Genomic DNA, 16,304 nt, shown 5'->3' with positions numbered 1-16,304 from the left:
TTTTGTGGTTTACAATGTTCTTTTTCACAAAAATATATTTCCCCCGCTTCTCTCCTGCAGACTATGAAAAAAGGATCCAACAAAAGCTGCTAGAGGTGGACGTCTTAAATGGAGAAAGCAGCAACTACCAAGCTTTATTGAAACTAAGAAAACACATTTCCAATATGTCTGCCAGTTTTCGTCAATTAAAAGGAATCTCGCACGTTGAAGCTATTGACATACTGGAAAAGCAAGTTAATCAGGCGATCATTGCTGCCCTTAATAATGAGTCAACCCAGCCTTATAAACAATATCTAAATAATTCATTTTCCCTGTTAAAAGTTCAGTTTGAGGAAGATAAAACATTCAATAAAGTTTTTTCTGGATTTAATATTTTCACCAATAGCATACTAACTGCTGCATCAGCCTTTGGCGTGATTTTATTTGGTGCCGCTGTGACTACCGGGCCATTAGGTCTAGCCCTTTTAGGATTAGGGATGGCTGTCCTGTCTGCACTTTTATTGACAGTGGCTGTATATAGCATCTACGTCGATGGACGATATCTACATGATTTTCAGTTACAAGAAATTAAAGAGGGGATAGAGTTCCTAAACACCTTTGATGATGCGTCTTTGTCATTGGAGCCTGAAGCTGAATCCAGCTCCATTTTGGGTAATGCGTAATTTGATTGTCTATATTTTGATTACCTATTATAGGTAATCAAAATACGATTTGCTGAAACCCAATCTTAACTTATACCCCTTTTTTACGTCCTATTTTACTGGCTTTGTTTTTCTTTGGCTCCGTATTTGCTTGATTGTGTCCCATCTTTTGCTGTTCATTACGACCTAGTGTTTGGCCTGATTTTTGCGGATTGTAGGGCTTTTCTTTATTGTCCATTTGGAAACCTCCTTACTTTTTTTAATTATAGTCTTACTGGCCATACCTCATCTCAGCAGAGCAATATTTTCTATTTGTTCAAGTTCAGGTGCATCTAACTTAAATTGAACCATCTCCAAATCTTCTCGCATGTGTTGCTGATTAGTAGTGCCCGTTAGTGGCAGCATATCCTTTTGCAAAGCAAAGCAAAAAATTATTTGCGGGATTGTTTTATTGTATTTTTTTGCCAAAGATTGCATAAAAGGGGTAAGCAGATATTGATAGTTTGCTGTTAATAAAGAAAATCCTTGATATATTATTCCTTCCTTTTTACACAATCCTCTTATTTCTTTATCCCATTGACTATTGGCAAAACAACGATTTTGTACGAATGTCGGTTTAATCACTGCTTTTTGGCAGAGTAATTCCAACTGAGGAAAACTGACGTTTGAAATGCCCAAAAAGAAAGCCTTTTTCGCGTCAACTAACCGTTCCATTGCACCCCAGGCTTCCCAATCTGCAGCACAAAGTCCCGAAGTAAAATAAGGACCATGGAGAATATAAGAATCGATATAATCCGTTTGCAAGTGTTCTAATGAGCTGGTAAAGGATTGCAGCACTTGCTTTTCAATAGGATCATCGTCATGGAAAGGTTTTCGCTCATCTTGTCCGGGTGCAAAAGTAAATTTTGTTTGCAAAAATAAATCGCTTCTGGATTTATCAGATTTTTTTAAATACATCTGAATACCTTGCCCTACTCCTTCCTCGAAGTAGTGTTTACGCTGATTTGCTGTATCAATTCCCTCAAAACCAACTTGAAGTGCTTGGCAAGTTAATTCAGCAGTGGCTTGCTCTTTCCATGCGGTGCCATAAAGCATGGCAGGAATAGTTTGCGAATTCGTTTTACTCAAGCTTTCGTGAGTCATTATTGTCCTCCATGACAAATGGATATTCATTTATCCTGTATAAGCCGGATTATCGGTACGAAGAAAAATTTGTGTAAAATAAATTTTTCCGCGACTATCCCGCGCAAGTCCAATGCCAGTTAAATTGTAATTGCCTAAAATATTGCGGCGATGACCAGGGCTGGTTAACCAGTTTTTTACCACATCTTGTGCATCTTTGTAATTGTAGGCTACATTTTCTGCCCCACCTCGACAATCTTGAATTTCTGTGTAGATTCGCTTAATACGCTTATTAAAATCCTTATGACCAAAACCAATTTTGTGCATAGCCATTTCTCGACTATGAATCTCAGCTTCTTTAGAGATCAAATTATTCATTTTCAAAGGCTTTAATCCTTTTTTTGCACGATATTCATTTACATAAAGTAAAATTCCCTTTTGCATGGAAGAACCTATGGCAGAACTTTGCGGTTTTTCATTGCCTGCATTTAATGGTTGAAATGATAAAAATAGCGAGACCATCGTTGCGGACAAAATTAATTTTATTGCTTTCATTTCTACTACCTTATTTATAAAATATTTGAAATATTTTTATCGCATATTGTTACAAAAAATGAATTTTGTCCATTAAAATCTTTTGCCATATTACTGATTTTTTTGATAGTAAAAAGATGTTTTTTTGAAATTTTTAACTATTATTTTTGAATTAATTATCCTATTAAATGCACCATCAATTTAGAATAACCAATAAATAATCTATATTATTAATAAAAATAGAAAAATTTGATAAAATTTATTTAATTAAAAAAGGCTCACTCCCTGCTAAAATTTCCTGCAAATTCACTCATACCCACAACATGGTACTCCATTGCCTTTACGACCTCGTCTTTGGTCGCTGAATTAGTTAGAGGTAACACAATATCCAGGGCATAGAGTTTAAATAGATAGCGATGACTGGTTCCTACTGGTGGGCAAGGACTTTTATATCCTATCAATCCCCAGCTATTCTTGCCATTGATAGCCCCTTGAGGAATTTCTCCTTCAGTGAGGTTTCTTATATGCGCAGGGATATTAAATAATACCCACTGTACCCAAGGGTTATTCTCAACCTCCGTATCCTCAATGATCACTACAAAAGATTTTGTAGTGGTGGGCGGATTTTCCCAATAGAATGCTGGAGATAGATTAGCGCCTTCACAGGTGTATTTTTCAGGAATGAAAGCATTTGCCTGAAAAACAGGGCTACCAAAATTAAATTTCTTAGTGTCAGCAAAACCTAAAAAAGAAAAGAATATGCAGAGCAATAAGATAGTAACTTTCTTCATTCCCTGAACCTCCAAAAAACGTATTAAAGAAAGTTCTCCCTATATTTAGTTTAGCCTCTAATAGTGTATTTGTACTTTTATGGGTTTAATGCTGTCTTTGCAAAATATTCTTCAAAACGAGAAAACATTTTCTCCGTAGCTGTTTCACGAGTAAAAAAACTATCAAAAAAATAAGTTTTCCTAAGAGTCTTTAATTCGTCTCGATGTATGCTTTTCCACATGCTAATGCTGTTAATAAAATCAGACAAAGACTCTTCATTTATTCCCATTTTCTCATTGTAAAGCGCTTTCAAAATAGAAAATTTATGGGCTGTTTTTTGCAATTCAGGAGAAATATGCACCATCTTTTCCAACTGATGGTAGAGCTCTGTCATAACCTTGCGTTTTAAGGGATCTAAATTTTTAAATGACGAAGGAGGAGCAGGTAAAATATAAAAAGGAATTGTATTGTCAGGGTGTACAAACTGGCGAGTTACTGCTTTCTTTCTTACATATTCTACAAATCCAACGCCGTCATTAGCGACCAAAGTTGTATGAAACGGTAAATCATGGAAAAATTGCTTCGAAACATCTTGTGTGGCTTGTTCGCTATCAAAAACATAATTAACTAACGCTAGAGCCGAATGGCGACAAGTATTTGTACAATGAAGTGTTTCAGTGTGTTCAATTATTTCCTTAGCACGAGGTTTCGGCTCGATTTGGTATGTAAGCTCTGTCTTTTCAGCCGTTAGTTGCAGTTTTACTTTCGAGTCATTTTCCTCTATGGGTTTATAACATTGAAAAGAGCGCCGCTTTTCCTCTTGGATTTGTTGGAGTAGACCAATAAAGCTTAAGTATTGTTCATAACTAATTGTGTAGGCAATATAATTTATCGCATAACGCTTGCCTTTATTTCGATAAATTTTTTCATCTTCCAATTTACTTTGGATAGAAGAAAAACCAAATTTTAAAATAAATTGACAGGCCGAGTCGTCATCTACCTTTACTTTCCCTACACGGGCTAATAAATGATTTTCGCCATTGCTTTTAACACCTGCAAAGATAAAACTATGCCCCTCTTCATTTTTGGCAATAGCAATGTAGAATTCGTCTGACTTATCCACAATCATATCAAACATGATCGCTCCCTCTGTAACTAATAGGCAAAAAATAACACCGAAAACTTAAAGAAAAATTAAGCAATCGCTTATTTGTCGTAAATCTCTCTCTATGCGTACCAAAAATTTAGAAATCCCGTCATTGCGAGCACCAGTGAAGCAATCTAGTACGATCATTAAACAAATACATGCTATGGATTGCGCATATTGTACAATATTTTTCATTAAACAGTAACTACTCAGTGAGTATTTTGAATGTCTTGTTGTGTATGGAACACTCAGTTGGAAATATTAATAATATGTTGCTTTGTTAATCACTACAGGTTAACAATAATGCCATGGAAAATAGTATTAGGACTTCCATGTTAATTTATCTCGGTCAGCAACTCACAAAATTTAAGGATAAGATTGGAGGAAAAAACCAGCATGAAATCGATGGTTTTTACCGCGATGAAGAAGGCCATGAATTTTTTATTAAAAAACCTGCCGATATCAATGAACTTTTCACGGAATTATTTGCTGGACTTTTAATTGATGAGTTTAAACGGCGCGACCTTATCCCTAAGCATTATCATGATTCTTTCATTTGTGCGACTTACATTCGTCTTGAAGACGGTTCCTATGCCTTAATCCAGCCTAAAGTGTCATTCAAAGAATTGTATAAAATTATTGGTACTGGCAACAAAGAAGGCTCTGATCGCCATGTATTGATGGAAATACTCTTTGGTCCTGATTACTACGTGTCACTCACAGAAATAAAAAACCAGTTTGGCCTCTCCTTCATCCTCATGCTTTCTCTTTTAATAGGTGATTACAGCGTTCACAGTGGTAATGTAGTGTGCCTTGATTCCGATACATCTGATACCAATGTCATGCAATTTGCTCGCATTGATTTGGGGGCAGCTTTTCGCAACTTTGGATGTAAAGAAAATCATACTAATATTTTAAATCCTGTTGAATATCAGGGGTGGTTTAATCCAGCAGCGCTAACCAAAGGTTATTTTTTAAATTATAAAAAAATTATTGGTCTATTTCCGGCGATGGCTGAAAAAGCAACAGAATTACACTTTCAATTAGACAATGCCTTACTTGAGGACATTCTTGCTGCCGTATTCGCAACAATGCCCGCTGATCTTATTAACCATACGGCAAAAGAAAAACTGGCAAAATATCTAGGCATAGATTCTTTTAACCAGGTGACTCTAGGATCCCATCAAGTTTATCCACAATTTAGTCAGGATTTTATTGAAATTTTCAATGTGCGCTTAAAAAAAATTGGCGAGCTTCAAGATCTTATACCCGCTAACCAGGGAAAGCTCTATCGCTCTTTAAGTGTTGAAGATCTTCGCTCACCTGCCAAGCTCGCCTTGATTACCAACGATAATTTCTCTTTTATTGAGCAGATGGAAGTATGGCAGGAAACACTGACAGACAGCGAAACAACGCTTCTTGCGGTTAATAACATAGATTTAGCGGTAGTAAGTCATAAGTTTAATGATTTTTTAAACGCATTTCTCCAACAGATTGAATTTACCTGTCATGATAATCATAAAAATACCCAGCCTTCCTGGAAGGACTCGCAGACTTTAACTTTTTGCCCAGAAGCGGCTTATTTGCGAGATTCATTCCTTTTAAAGACAGACAGCAGCCCACTATTTAATGATAAAGAACTGGAGAAAGTAAAAAAAAATCTGGATTCTCCATGGAAAGAAGTTAAGCATGTCTTAACTGCTTGTCTTTATGTTGTGATCACAATTCGTATCGCTAAAGAAATTCATTCTTCTGACAATCTCGAAGATACAAATAACTATGCCCTAAGTAATTTATTCTTTAATCTTAAAGAGCATTTGAACCTATTCATAGAAAGCTATCAATTATTCATGGAACGATTTATTTTCCCCAATTGCCCTTTAAAAAAAAACTCGCAAACCCTCGAGGCTTCCTTCCCAGAACCCTCAGTCTCGGGCAAAAATCAATTTTTTAAAGCAGCGTCTAATAAAGAATTTTCCATCGCTTTGGAGAATCCACCTAAAATGGAAACTCTTTCGCCTGGGGACACACTACCTGCCAAAACTTACTAATAAGAATTATTCGCAAAATCCTGGGTTAACGGTATACTGGGTTAGTATAAACATATTCGGAACATAAATAATGCCTTTATTTGAACCTGATAAGTTATTAAATATTGTTTACGCGCTGAGTATATTTTTAATAGGCTACTTCGTAGCAAAACGAATCGCAATTGTTACCGAACGAAGCATCGGCAATCGATTTTCCCGCCACCATACGCTGCTGATGAGCCGTCTTATTTTTTATTTTATTTTCACCATTTTTTTTATTGCCAGTTTACAACACCTTGGATTTCAATTGAGTGTGTTATTAGGCACTGCAGGTATATTAACTGTCGCTATTAGCTTTGCGTCACAAACGGCTATTTCCAATTTGGTGAGTGGCGTTTTTTTACTAATCGAACACCCATTTAAAGTAGGGGATACTGTTGAAATAAAAGGAATAAACGGTATTGTTGATTCAATCGATTTATTATCAACAAAGTTAAAAACACCCGACAACAAATTGGTGCGTATTCCCAATGAGGCAATGATTAAATCTGAAATTACAAATTTGAGTTATTTTTCAACCCGCCGCATTGATTTGATTATTGCCGTGGCTTATGAGTGTGACATCGCACAAGTAAAAACAATGTTACTAACCATTGCCGATAATTGCGATAAAGTGTTAAAAGATCCAGCCCCCAACGTAACTATTGATAATTTTGCTAATTCAACGGTGGAACTTAAATTTATGGTTTGGGTAAATACTGCAGATTTGGCCATAGCACGAAATTTATTGCAAGAAATTATTAAACAGCAATTTGACTTGGAAGGTATAGAAGCACCACCACCACAAATAACTGTTCATCGGGTATAACGTGGATCCTGTTACCCAAGGAGCGTTGGGAGCAGCCTGTGCCCAGGCAATCCTACATAAAAGGGACAGACATAATGCCTGGATTGTTGGCGGGCTGGCGGGCATGGCAGCCGATCTGGACATATTCATTAACTCTTCTAGCGATCCTCTTTTATTTTTTATTTATCATCGACAATTCACCCATTCTTTACTATTTGTCCCCTTAGGAGCCCTGTTAGTCTCTTTAGTGTTAATGCTTTTTCGTCGATTTCGAAACCATTTCGTTTTAACCTTTCTCGCTGCCTTTATAGGTTATGGCACGCATGGCCTGCTTGACGCGTTGACCAGTTATGGGACCGTTCTTTACTGGCCTTTTTCCAACACACGGGTGAGTTGGGATCTAATTTCAATCATTGACCCATTTTTTACTTTCCCCTTGATTCTCGGTCTTACGTGGACAATAGTGAATAATAATGTCAAAGGTGTATTTTACGGTTTAGCCGTTGCCATGATGATAGTATTATTTAATGCTTACCAACATTACCGCGGTTTACAGCTCATGCAACATTTACTGAAACGCGAGCATCTAATGCTGCATAGATTGCGCCTGTTTCCTAAAATGGCAAGTTCTACTTATTGGCGAGGAATAGCCATTTCCAAAGAACGTTTGTTTGTCTTTGATATCACTCTTCCCGTATTAGGCAACAGTAATGCTATTATTGCTGCTGATTACCCTCTGGCACGTACTGCGAATCTTCCTGCTTATGTAAAAAACTCCCCCTCGTTAATGAGGGATTTTACTGTTTTTAATTGGTTTTGCGATGGGTATGTAATTATGGCAAATCCTTTGCCATTACTTGTTGCAGATGGCCGTTTCTTAATGGATGATAATCCCGCTGTAAGCCTCTGGGGAATACTCTTTTACGCGAATCAGCCTCATGTAAAACGCCTTAATTTTATTGAACTGGAAACATCAAAATGACGATAGCCTTACTCGCCACTGGGGATGAACTTATCCATGGAGATACACTTAACACCAATAGTCATTACTTTGCCCATGCCCTAAGCTCAGAAGGTTTACCCTTAGGCTTGCAAATTGCTTGCAGTGATAAGGAGTATGAGATCCATGACTCTTTAGCGTTTTTAGCAAAAAACCATGATGTAATGATCATAACAGGTGGTCTTGGCCCCACTTCAGATGATAGGACACGCTTTGCCCTGCAGCGTTTTCTTAAGGTCGACTTAATCGAATTTACCGAGGCGATTACACATATTGAGAAACGTTTGTACCTTTACGGCAGGCAATTAAATGCGGGTAATCGACAACAAGCCCTATTTCCTGCTGGGGCAATGTTATTACCCAATCCTAACGGCACTGCGTTAGGGTGCACCTATCAATCACAAGACAAACTGTATGTTTTATTGCCTGGTCCACCTCGAGAATGTTTGCCGATGTTTAATAATTATGTTTTTCCGCTTCTGCAAAAAAGAAAACATAGTAACAAATGTATTCTCAAATGGCGTCTTTTTGGCGTTGCAGAAGGACAGATTGCCGAAGAACTCGATAAGGCCTTAGCCGAATTTGATTGTCAAACGGGCTATCGCCTAGAAACGCCTTATGTTGAATTTAAAGTGCGCTGTAAAGAAGAAATTGCCGGGAAGATCAAAAAGCAAATTGATTCTCTTGTAGCCCCTCATCTTATTGCGACTATAGACAAAAAGGCATCTGAACAATTTGAAGAACAAATACGACAATTAAATATACCCGTTTCAATTATTGATGAAGTTACTGGGGGCCTCTTACAAACGCTCGTCCAGCGACCGGAAAATTACGACGTATTAAAGTTTAATAATTGTAATACACATGCCGCTATACGTTTTCATTTACGAGGCCTGGATGAATATTGGCATCAAAAACCACTGACAGGAAAAACAACCGTATATATCGAGTACAGTAATGGTGCGCAGCAAGGCACAGAGATACACGAGCTTCCACACCGAAGCTCATTAGTTGTACACCTCGCTGCAGAATGGCTATGCTTCCGCCTCTCTCATCTCATCAATCAATTGCATTAGGGCATAAGACAACTGTTGGGTACCTTCACCACTGATAGCAGAAATACAAAACACTTTATCCTTCCAGTGTAAGCCATCAACAATGGCTTTTACCGCTTTCTTACGTTCAATCTCGTCAGGAATTAAATCAATTTTATTGAGTACGAGCCATCGAGGTTTGTTCAGAAGCTCTGGATCATATTCAGCGAGCTCTTTAATAATAGCTTTCGCCGAATCGACAGGGCTGCTCTCATCAATAGGAGCGATATCAATAACATGTAGTAACACACAGGTGCGAGACAAATGTTTTAAAAAACGGTGGCCAAGTCCAGCACCCTCAGCAGCCCCCTCTATAAGTCCAGGGATATCGGCCATAACAAAGCTTTTATGGGAAGAAACACCAACGACCCCCAAAGAAGGATGCAGGGTAGTAAAAGGATAATCGGCAACTTTGGGTTTAGCACTGGAAACGGCTCTAATTAATGTAGATTTCCCGGCATTTGGTAATCCAAGCAAACCGACATCAGCCAAAACCCGCAATTCCAAACGTAAATGACGTGCCTCTCCTGGCGTTCCAGGGGTGGTTTGTCTAGGGGCACGATTAACACTACTCTTAAAGCGTGTATTACCTAAACCATGAAACCCACCTTGTGCCACCAACAGGCGTTCGTCTGGTTCATTGATATCACCTAGCAACTCTCCCGTGTCGACATCAAACACCATTGTCCCCACTGGGACAGAAATGATCAAGTCCTCTCCCTTCTTACCAGTACAGTTGCCACCCATTCCCGGTTGACCATTTTCAGCTTTATAATGACGTTGGTAGCGAAAATCAATGAGGGTGTTTAACTCGGAACTACCTTCAAGAAAAACACTTCCACCATCGCCCCCATCACCACCATCAGGCCCCCCACGGGGAACATATTTTTCACGTCTGAAGCTTAAACAACCATGGCCGCCGTTGCCAGCTTCTACTTTAATCACTGCTTCATCGACGAATTTCATGATTCAATCACCTAAAAAAAAACCCCAAAAGCGGGGCTACTATTCAGGCTCTGCTCCAAGCGAAATCAAAAGTGACAACTGCTGCCATGACGGCGGTGACTTCACGAGTGAAGGGTATTTTGGATTTGGATAAGAACAACAATTTCTTATCCATCGCTTTGAGATCTTCTTTGGTTAAAGGAGTCTCAGTTTTTTGAGCTTGAGCACACCAATCAATAGTATTATTTATTCTTGAATAGCTTGGATACTAATGTACTTGCGGTTTTTTGCACCCTTAACAGAGAATTGAACAGTCCCTGCTGCTAACGCATAAAGCGTGTGATCACGCCCACAACCAACACCTTCACCAGCATGAAAACGGGTTCCACGTTGACGTACAAGAATTTCACCAGCATTTACCAGTTGGCCACCAGAACGTTTAACACCAAGATACTTGGGATTCGAGTCGCGGCCGTTACGAGTACTACCACCTGCTTTTTTATGAGCCATTTCTTCTCCCCTTTCTTACTTACTAATCGCAGTAATTTTTACTTGCGTATAATGTTGTCGATGCCCCATTTGTTTCATATGATGCTTACGACGACGGAACTTAATAATTTTAATTTTTTTGTGCCGATCATGACCGAGAACTTCAGCCTTAACAACAGCATTTTTAACCAGTGGTGAACCACAAGTAAATTTATCACCGTCAGCAATCATAAGAACTTCAGAAAAGCTTACTTCGTTACCGACATCAGCAGGCAGCAATTCCAATTTAAGGATGTCACCTTCTTTTACGCGGTATTGCTTACCGCCCGTCTTAATTACAGCATACATAGCTATTCTCCAACGCCTAAGCGGCTTTCACAAATTCAACAAAGTGGCATATTCTATGAGATAACTGCAAGGACTTCAAGTTGATTTTAAATTATACTTCGTATAATGCAAATTGATGCGTCTTGGAATTTCTGATTGACCCATACATAAAACTCAATTTGTCCCCGAGCAAACTATATTATATACTATGCCACCCTTTCCTGCATTATAGGTGTTTACCCTGGTCGCGGGCTAAACAAGGGTTCATTAATTATGGAGACTAAAGATGTCAACAATCGTTTTAGAAGCAGAATCAAGAAATGATATAGGGAAAGGTGCGAGCCGCCGCCTACGTCGTCTTGAAAACAAAGTACCTGCCGTCCTTTATGGTGGCGAAAAAGCACCCAAGACTATTCATTTATTACATAATAAAGTCATTAAGGCATTGGAAAATGAAAGCATTTTTTCAAGCGTTTTTGATTTGAATGTTGATGGTAAAGTTGAACATGTAATTTTAAAAGATTTACAACGTCACCCTTACAAGCCTGTTATTTTACACATGGATTTACAGCGCGTTTCTGCAAAAGATATCTTGGTAAAAAATGTTCCTATTCATTTTACCAATGAACAAGACTCTAAAGGTGTGAGAGCTGGTGGTATTGTCACCCATACAATGACTCAGGTTGAAGTTCGTTGTAAAGCGAAAGACTTGCCTGAATTTATTGAGGTTGATATGACCAATGTAGGTTTGGATGATGTCGTTCACTTATCTGATTTGAAACTACCGAAAGGCGTTCAGTTGGCTACTGCGCTTGATGAAAGTCATAATTTGCCAGTTGTTAGTATCCACTCACCCAAAGTTAGTGCAGCCGAAGAAGAAGCACCCTCTGTGGCTACACCTGCTGCTGAAGAAGGTCCAGAACAAGCTGAGTAGCAATATAGGGCGGGTAAAACCCGCCTTATTTTATAATACGAATTACGTTTAGTTACATTTAAAGATACCATCATGGCAATTAAACTTATCATTGGGCTGCGTAACCCAGGTTCTGCCTATGAGCATACAAGACACAATGCCGGTGGATGGTTTGTTGAAGCATTAGCCCGTCATTACGGGGCTTCATTTAAACTAGAAAAAAAATTACATTGCGAATTGGCTAATTTTGAAATTAAATGTTCTCCCTGTAAAACAATTCTGCCAATTACGTTTATGAATCATAGTGGCTTGCCTGTCAGAGAAGTGTGCCAATTTTATCGTATCGAAAGCCATGAAATCCTGGTCGCCCATGATGAGCTTGATTTACCCACTGGTCGCATCAAAATAAAAACAGGGGGAGGTCACGGCGGCCATAATGGATTACGCGATATTATTACTCATTTAGGAAACACCAATTTTCACCGTTTAAGAATTGGTATTGGCCATCCTGGGCATAAAGATATGGTATTAAATTATGTCTTGGGCAAACCTTCACAACAAGATAGACAACTGATATTTGATGCAATAGAAAGAGGCATTGCAGTGATGCCAACCCTTTTAACAGGTCCTATTGCCGCAGCGATGAATTTAATCAATGGATAAGCTATCGGGATAGTAATCTTTACTCCCCTTTAAATTACAAAACGAGGTAAACAATATGGGATTTAAGTGTGGGATTGTTGGCTTGCCCAACGTAGGTAAATCGACCTTATTCAATGCACTAACCAAAGCTGGAATTGAAGCGTCCAATTACCCTTTCTGCACCATTGAACCGAATGTTGGTATTGTTACTGTCCCCGATCCAAGACTTGAGGCGTTGAGTGAAATTGTAAAGCCGCAACAAACGCTTCCTGCAACCATGCAATTTGTTGATATTGCTGGTTTGGTTAAAGGGGCTTCCAGTGGCGAGGGTTTAGGCAATCAGTTCTTGGCAAATATTCGTGAGACCGATGCTATTGCTCACGTGGTTCGTTGTTTTGAAAATAACGATATCATCCATGTTGAAGGCAAGGTTGATCCGATTAGTGACATTGAGGTTATTAACACAGAATTAGCTTTGGCCGATATGGAAACAGTTGAAAAAGCGCTCATGAAAGCTGCCAAAAATAGCAAAAGTGGCAATAAAGAAGCGCTTTTTGAAAAGCAAGTGCTTGAAAAAGCTAAACAACATCTCGATGCAGGAAAACCTGTTCGAACATTAGAATTAACCCATGAAGAAGAGGCCGTTGTTCGCCGGTTATTTTTATTAACTGCAAAGCCTGTACTTTACATAGCAAATGTAGATGATAATGGCTATGAGAATAATCCCCTCTTAGAAAAAGTCACCAGACTTGCCACTGAAGAAAAAGCAAAAGTTGTGGCACTTTGTGCCGCTACGGAAGCCGAACTTATGGACTTGGATGAAGCTGATCGAAAAGAATTCATGACAGACTTAGGCTTGGAAGAGCCAGGGTTAAACCGTGTTATTCGTGCAGGGTATGATTTGTTAGGTTTACAAACGTATTTTACAGCTGGTGTCAAAGAAGTGCGTGCTTGGACCATTCCCAAAGGAGCAACTGCACCTCAAGCAGCCGGTGTGATTCATACTGACTTTGAAAAGGGCTTTATTCGCGCAGAAGTAATTGCTTACGAAGCGTTTATTGCCCATCGTGGTGAACAAGGTGCGAAAGAAGCAGGAAAATTGCGGCTTGAAGGAAAAGAATACATTGTGTGCGATGGAGATGTAATGCACTTTCGCTTTAATGTTTAGGACACAGAGATATAAAAATTCAGATAGCTACGTTCCACGCTTTGCGTGGAACCCAGTTTTAGCAAGCTAGCGAGGTTTGAAGTGCATAAATATGTTGCGTGGGCAAAAAATAGCCTTTTATATTAAGTGTGTTACCTGGCTCATTCTCCAGCAAACTTGACATTATTTTATGCCCCCCTTAGCATGCATAAATTCTATCTTAGAGGATAAGTAATGACGGTTGCCCGTTTACGAGAGTTAGTTCATGCAGATTTTGAAGCTGTCAATGCTTTAATAGTCGATAAAATCCAGTCTCAAGTTGGTTTAATTGATGATTTGGCGCATCATATCGTGCAAAGCGGTGGCAAACGCTTACGACCCTTATTAGTACTTTTAGCAAGTCATGCTTGCGGATATCAGGGTAATGACCATATTACGCTGGCAGCCATGGTTGAGTTTTTTCATACAGCTACTCTATTACACGATGATGTAGTTGATGAATCAACCTTGCGTCGTGGTCGGGAAACAGCCAATGAAATCTGGGGTAGCAAAGCAAGCATATTAGTTGGCGACTACTTATTTACACAGTCTGTACAGTTAATGGTGAATGTTAATAATTTTGAAATACTACGTTTACTAGCTAATACCTCCCATGAAATAAGTTGTGGTGAAGTTAGACAATTAGTTAATCGACATAATATTGAACTTACAGTTGAAGAATATCTTGATGTCATTCGCGCCAAAACAGCTCTATTATTTGCTGCTTCAGCAGCAATCGGTGCCCATCTCAGTCAAGCCGGTGAAGTTCAAGCACAAGCCTTATACGATTATGGACTACACTTGGGAAATGCCTTTCAGCTTATTGACGATGCTTTGGATTATTGCTCCGATGCTACAACCATTGGAAAAAATATTGGGGATGATTTGGCTGATGGTAAAGCAACTCTTCCTTTACTCCATGCCCTGAAACATGGTACACCCTCGCAGCAAAAACTGATAAAAAGAAGCATTCAAGAAGGCAGTTTGCAAAATTTAACGGAAATATTAACAGCGATTAAAGAAACCAAAGCGATAGAATTCACACGCAGTTATGCTGAGCTCGAAGTTGATAAAGCACTGTCTGCGTTACAATGCCTGCCTGTTTCAGTTTACAAAAATGCCCTGGAGGAATTGGCACTGTTTGCAGTAAAACGAGAGCATTAACGAATGAATAATCGGAGTGTAGCTCAGCCTGGTAGAGCACTGCCTTCGGGAGGCAGGGGTCGCAGGTTCAACTCCTGTCACTCCGACCATTACGCTTAATCTGATATTACGACTGGCTTTGTAACCAATTATTGCAAACAGCCTCATTTATTTAATTACATGCCAAGCAATTATCTGACACGGAAGAAATTTTAAACACCCACCAGAGATTAGCTGATGAACATTTTTTTTGAAAAAGCCAATTCAAGCCACGTTGATGCAATCTTTAGTTGGCTTAAAGAACCCTATGTGCAGGAGTTCTGGGATAACACGCAAGCCCATAAAGATGACATCTTAAACTTTATCAATGGTCGCACAGAACCCTCATCCTATGCAGACGGTAAATATGTTTATTGGATAGCAAGCGATGATGGAAGACCTTTCGCAATGTTAATGACAATCCAAGAAACAAGCGAAGAAGATATTGACAAAATTAAATTGGCTAACCTTTCCAAGACCGGACATTCTTATAGCATAGATTACATGATTGGTAATACAAGTTATCTTGGCAAAGGTTATGGAGCTAAAACGTTAATAGAATTTATTAACTTTTTTATAAAAGAGATTGATCCCCAAGCCGACACATTTTTAATTGATCCTGCAAGTGATAATCCTAGAGCCAAACATGTTTACATGAAAGCAGGATTTGAGTATGTTGCTGATTTTGTGATGTCAGGCGACGTTTCAGGTGCCGGTAAACCTCATCATTTATTGATTAAGCGTTTTAATCAGCGGTAGATAAATTTATAAAAAGATAATCCCAGTCACTGTGATAGAGAAATTATTATGACTCCTCATATTATTGGCATTAGTGGTAAAACAGGTGCTGGAAAATCAACTTTGGCAAAAGCATTATCCCAGAATTTAAAAGCAATGCTTATTTCATGGGATGACTTTGATGAAATTTCTTTAGAACCTGAAGATTATATCGATTGGCATCATAAGGGTTGTAATTACAGTGAATTTCAAAGAGAAAATCTTAAAATGGTTTTGGCAAACCTGAAATCAAAAAAAGAGATTATTCACCCTGTACTAAACACTTCCCTTCAACCCACAAAATACATAATTTTTGATGCACCTTTAGGTAGACTTCATAAACAGACAGGCGAATATATTGATACATGTATCCATATTGAAGTACCTCTTGATATTTTATTATGCCGCCGCATTTTGAGGGATTTTGCAGATAAATTAAAGACCAAAGAAAATCTTCTTGAAGAGATCAATTTTTATTTAAACCATTCAAGGCCTTTGTTTTTTGATGAGGACCTTAAACAAAAGGCCACTATAATCATTGACGGCCTGTTGAGTACTGAATCGCAACTTCAGATAATCAAAAATTTTTTAAACAGCAAAAACAAATAGCAATATATAAAATTTTGATACTTATTTTAGCTTAGGCGCGAAGGTCCT

Annotated in this window: 19 protein-coding genes and 1 tRNA gene; 12 read left to right on the top strand and 8 right to left on the bottom strand. The window is 38.6% G+C overall.

Annotation, left to right across the window (positions count from 1 at the left end):
* Positions 1-95 precede the first annotated feature (95 nt).
* Positions 96-662 (top strand): hypothetical protein, encoded by a 567-nt coding sequence (locus tag Ljam_RS13440; RefSeq protein ID WP_131762200.1) that lies wholly within the window; start codon positions 96-98, stop codon positions 660-662.
* 70 nt (positions 663-732) lie between these two features.
* Here Ljam_RS13440 and Ljam_RS15265 read toward each other — a convergent pair whose 3' ends face one another.
* The 5 genes from Ljam_RS15265 to Ljam_RS13420 all read right to left on the bottom strand — a co-directional run bounded on the left by Ljam_RS15265 (position 733) and on the right by Ljam_RS13420 (position 4,206).
* On the bottom strand, positions 733-879 hold the full coding sequence (locus tag Ljam_RS15265; RefSeq protein WP_156411932.1) for a hypothetical protein: 147 nt from the start codon (positions 877-879) through the stop codon (positions 733-735).
* Positions 880-926: 47 nt separating this feature from the next.
* Complete coding sequence (locus Ljam_RS13435; protein ID WP_058450499.1) at positions 927-1,784, bottom strand: aldo/keto reductase family protein; 858 nt, start codon at positions 1,782-1,784, stop codon at positions 927-929.
* Positions 1,785-1,814: 30 nt separating this feature from the next.
* Entirely contained in the window at positions 1,815-2,318 is a 504-nt protein-coding gene (locus Ljam_RS13430; RefSeq protein ID WP_238583736.1) for a CAP domain-containing protein, read from the bottom strand.
* A 257-nt stretch (positions 2,319-2,575) separates the two neighbouring features.
* Positions 2,576-3,088, bottom strand: a complete 513-nt coding sequence (locus tag Ljam_RS13425; RefSeq protein ID WP_065235553.1) for a YbhB/YbcL family Raf kinase inhibitor-like protein — start codon at positions 3,086-3,088, stop codon at positions 2,576-2,578.
* Positions 3,089-3,165: 77 nt separating this feature from the next.
* Positions 3,166-4,206, bottom strand: coding sequence for a hypothetical protein (locus tag Ljam_RS13420; RefSeq protein ID WP_058450498.1), 1,041 nt, complete (start codon positions 4,204-4,206; stop codon positions 3,166-3,168).
* Positions 4,207-4,547: 341 nt separating this feature from the next.
* Between Ljam_RS13420 and Ljam_RS13415 the strand changes: the two genes are divergently transcribed.
* The 4 genes from Ljam_RS13415 to Ljam_RS13400 all read left to right on the top strand — a co-directional run bounded on the left by Ljam_RS13415 (position 4,548) and on the right by Ljam_RS13400 (position 9,168).
* Positions 4,548-6,266, top strand: a complete 1,719-nt coding sequence (locus Ljam_RS13415; RefSeq protein WP_058450497.1) for a hypothetical protein — start codon at positions 4,548-4,550, stop codon at positions 6,264-6,266.
* Positions 6,267-6,336: 70 nt separating this feature from the next.
* A complete protein-coding gene (locus Ljam_RS13410; protein ID WP_058450496.1) occupies positions 6,337-7,113 on the top strand; it encodes a mechanosensitive ion channel family protein in 777 nt (258 codons plus the stop codon).
* 1 nt (position 7,114) lies between these two features.
* The gene (locus tag Ljam_RS13405) at positions 7,115-8,074 is read left to right on the top strand and encodes a metal-dependent hydrolase (RefSeq protein WP_058450495.1); all 960 of its coding nucleotides are present in this window, start codon (positions 7,115-7,117) and stop codon (positions 8,072-8,074) included.
* Entirely contained in the window at positions 8,071-9,168 is a 1,098-nt protein-coding gene (locus tag Ljam_RS13400; RefSeq protein ID WP_058450494.1) for a competence/damage-inducible protein A, read from the top strand. Before Ljam_RS13405 ends, Ljam_RS13400 begins: the two co-directional genes overlap by 4 nt.
* Here Ljam_RS13400 and cgtA read toward each other — a convergent pair.
* The 3 genes from cgtA to rplU all read right to left on the bottom strand — a co-directional run bounded on the left by cgtA (position 9,127) and on the right by rplU (position 10,968).
* Complete coding sequence (gene cgtA, locus Ljam_RS13395; protein WP_058450493.1) at positions 9,127-10,152, bottom strand: Obg family GTPase CgtA; 1,026 nt, start codon at positions 10,150-10,152, stop codon at positions 9,127-9,129. The genes Ljam_RS13400 and cgtA overlap by 42 nt on opposite strands.
* Positions 10,153-10,377: 225 nt before the next feature.
* On the bottom strand, positions 10,378-10,641 hold the full coding sequence (gene rpmA, locus Ljam_RS13390) for a 50S ribosomal protein L27 (RefSeq protein WP_058450492.1): 264 nt from the start codon (positions 10,639-10,641) through the stop codon (positions 10,378-10,380).
* 15 nt (positions 10,642-10,656) lie between these two features.
* Positions 10,657-10,968, bottom strand: a complete 312-nt coding sequence (gene rplU, locus Ljam_RS13385; RefSeq protein WP_058450491.1) for a 50S ribosomal protein L21 — start codon at positions 10,966-10,968, stop codon at positions 10,657-10,659.
* Positions 10,969-11,233: 265 nt separating this feature from the next.
* Here rplU and Ljam_RS13380 point away from each other — a divergent pair, with 265 nt between their 5' ends.
* From Ljam_RS13380 to Ljam_RS13350, 7 genes are all read left to right on the top strand, one after another.
* A complete protein-coding gene (locus tag Ljam_RS13380) occupies positions 11,234-11,881 on the top strand; it encodes a 50S ribosomal protein L25/general stress protein Ctc (RefSeq protein ID WP_058450490.1) in 648 nt (215 codons plus the stop codon).
* A gap of 72 nt (positions 11,882-11,953) precedes the next feature.
* Positions 11,954-12,523, top strand: coding sequence for an aminoacyl-tRNA hydrolase (gene pth / locus Ljam_RS13375; RefSeq protein ID WP_058450489.1), 570 nt, complete (start codon positions 11,954-11,956; stop codon positions 12,521-12,523).
* A gap of 55 nt (positions 12,524-12,578) precedes the next feature.
* The gene (ychF, locus tag Ljam_RS13370; RefSeq protein WP_058450488.1) at positions 12,579-13,670 is read left to right on the top strand and encodes a redox-regulated ATPase YchF; all 1,092 of its coding nucleotides are present in this window, start codon (positions 12,579-12,581) and stop codon (positions 13,668-13,670) included.
* A 213-nt stretch (positions 13,671-13,883) separates the two neighbouring features.
* Positions 13,884-14,852 carry a polyprenyl synthetase family protein gene (locus Ljam_RS13365; protein WP_058450487.1) on the top strand — a complete coding sequence of 323 codons (969 nt, stop codon included), beginning with the start codon at positions 13,884-13,886 and terminating at the stop codon, positions 14,850-14,852.
* 12 nt (positions 14,853-14,864) lie between these two features.
* Positions 14,865-14,941: transfer RNA gene (locus tag Ljam_RS13360), tRNA-Pro, on the top strand.
* A gap of 127 nt (positions 14,942-15,068) precedes the next feature.
* A complete protein-coding gene (locus Ljam_RS13355; RefSeq protein WP_058450486.1) occupies positions 15,069-15,629 on the top strand; it encodes a GNAT family N-acetyltransferase in 561 nt (186 codons plus the stop codon).
* 48 nt (positions 15,630-15,677) lie between these two features.
* Positions 15,678-16,256, top strand: coding sequence for an AAA family ATPase (locus tag Ljam_RS13350; protein WP_058450485.1), 579 nt, complete (start codon positions 15,678-15,680; stop codon positions 16,254-16,256).
* Positions 16,257-16,304: the final 48 nt, after the last annotated feature.

Source organism: Legionella jamestowniensis, from assembly GCF_001467745.1.
Taxonomy (GTDB): domain Bacteria; phylum Pseudomonadota; class Gammaproteobacteria; order Legionellales; family Legionellaceae; genus Tatlockia; species Tatlockia jamestowniensis.
Note: the sequence above shows the minus strand (reverse complement) of the source record. Positions and strands in the feature narration are given on the sequence as shown.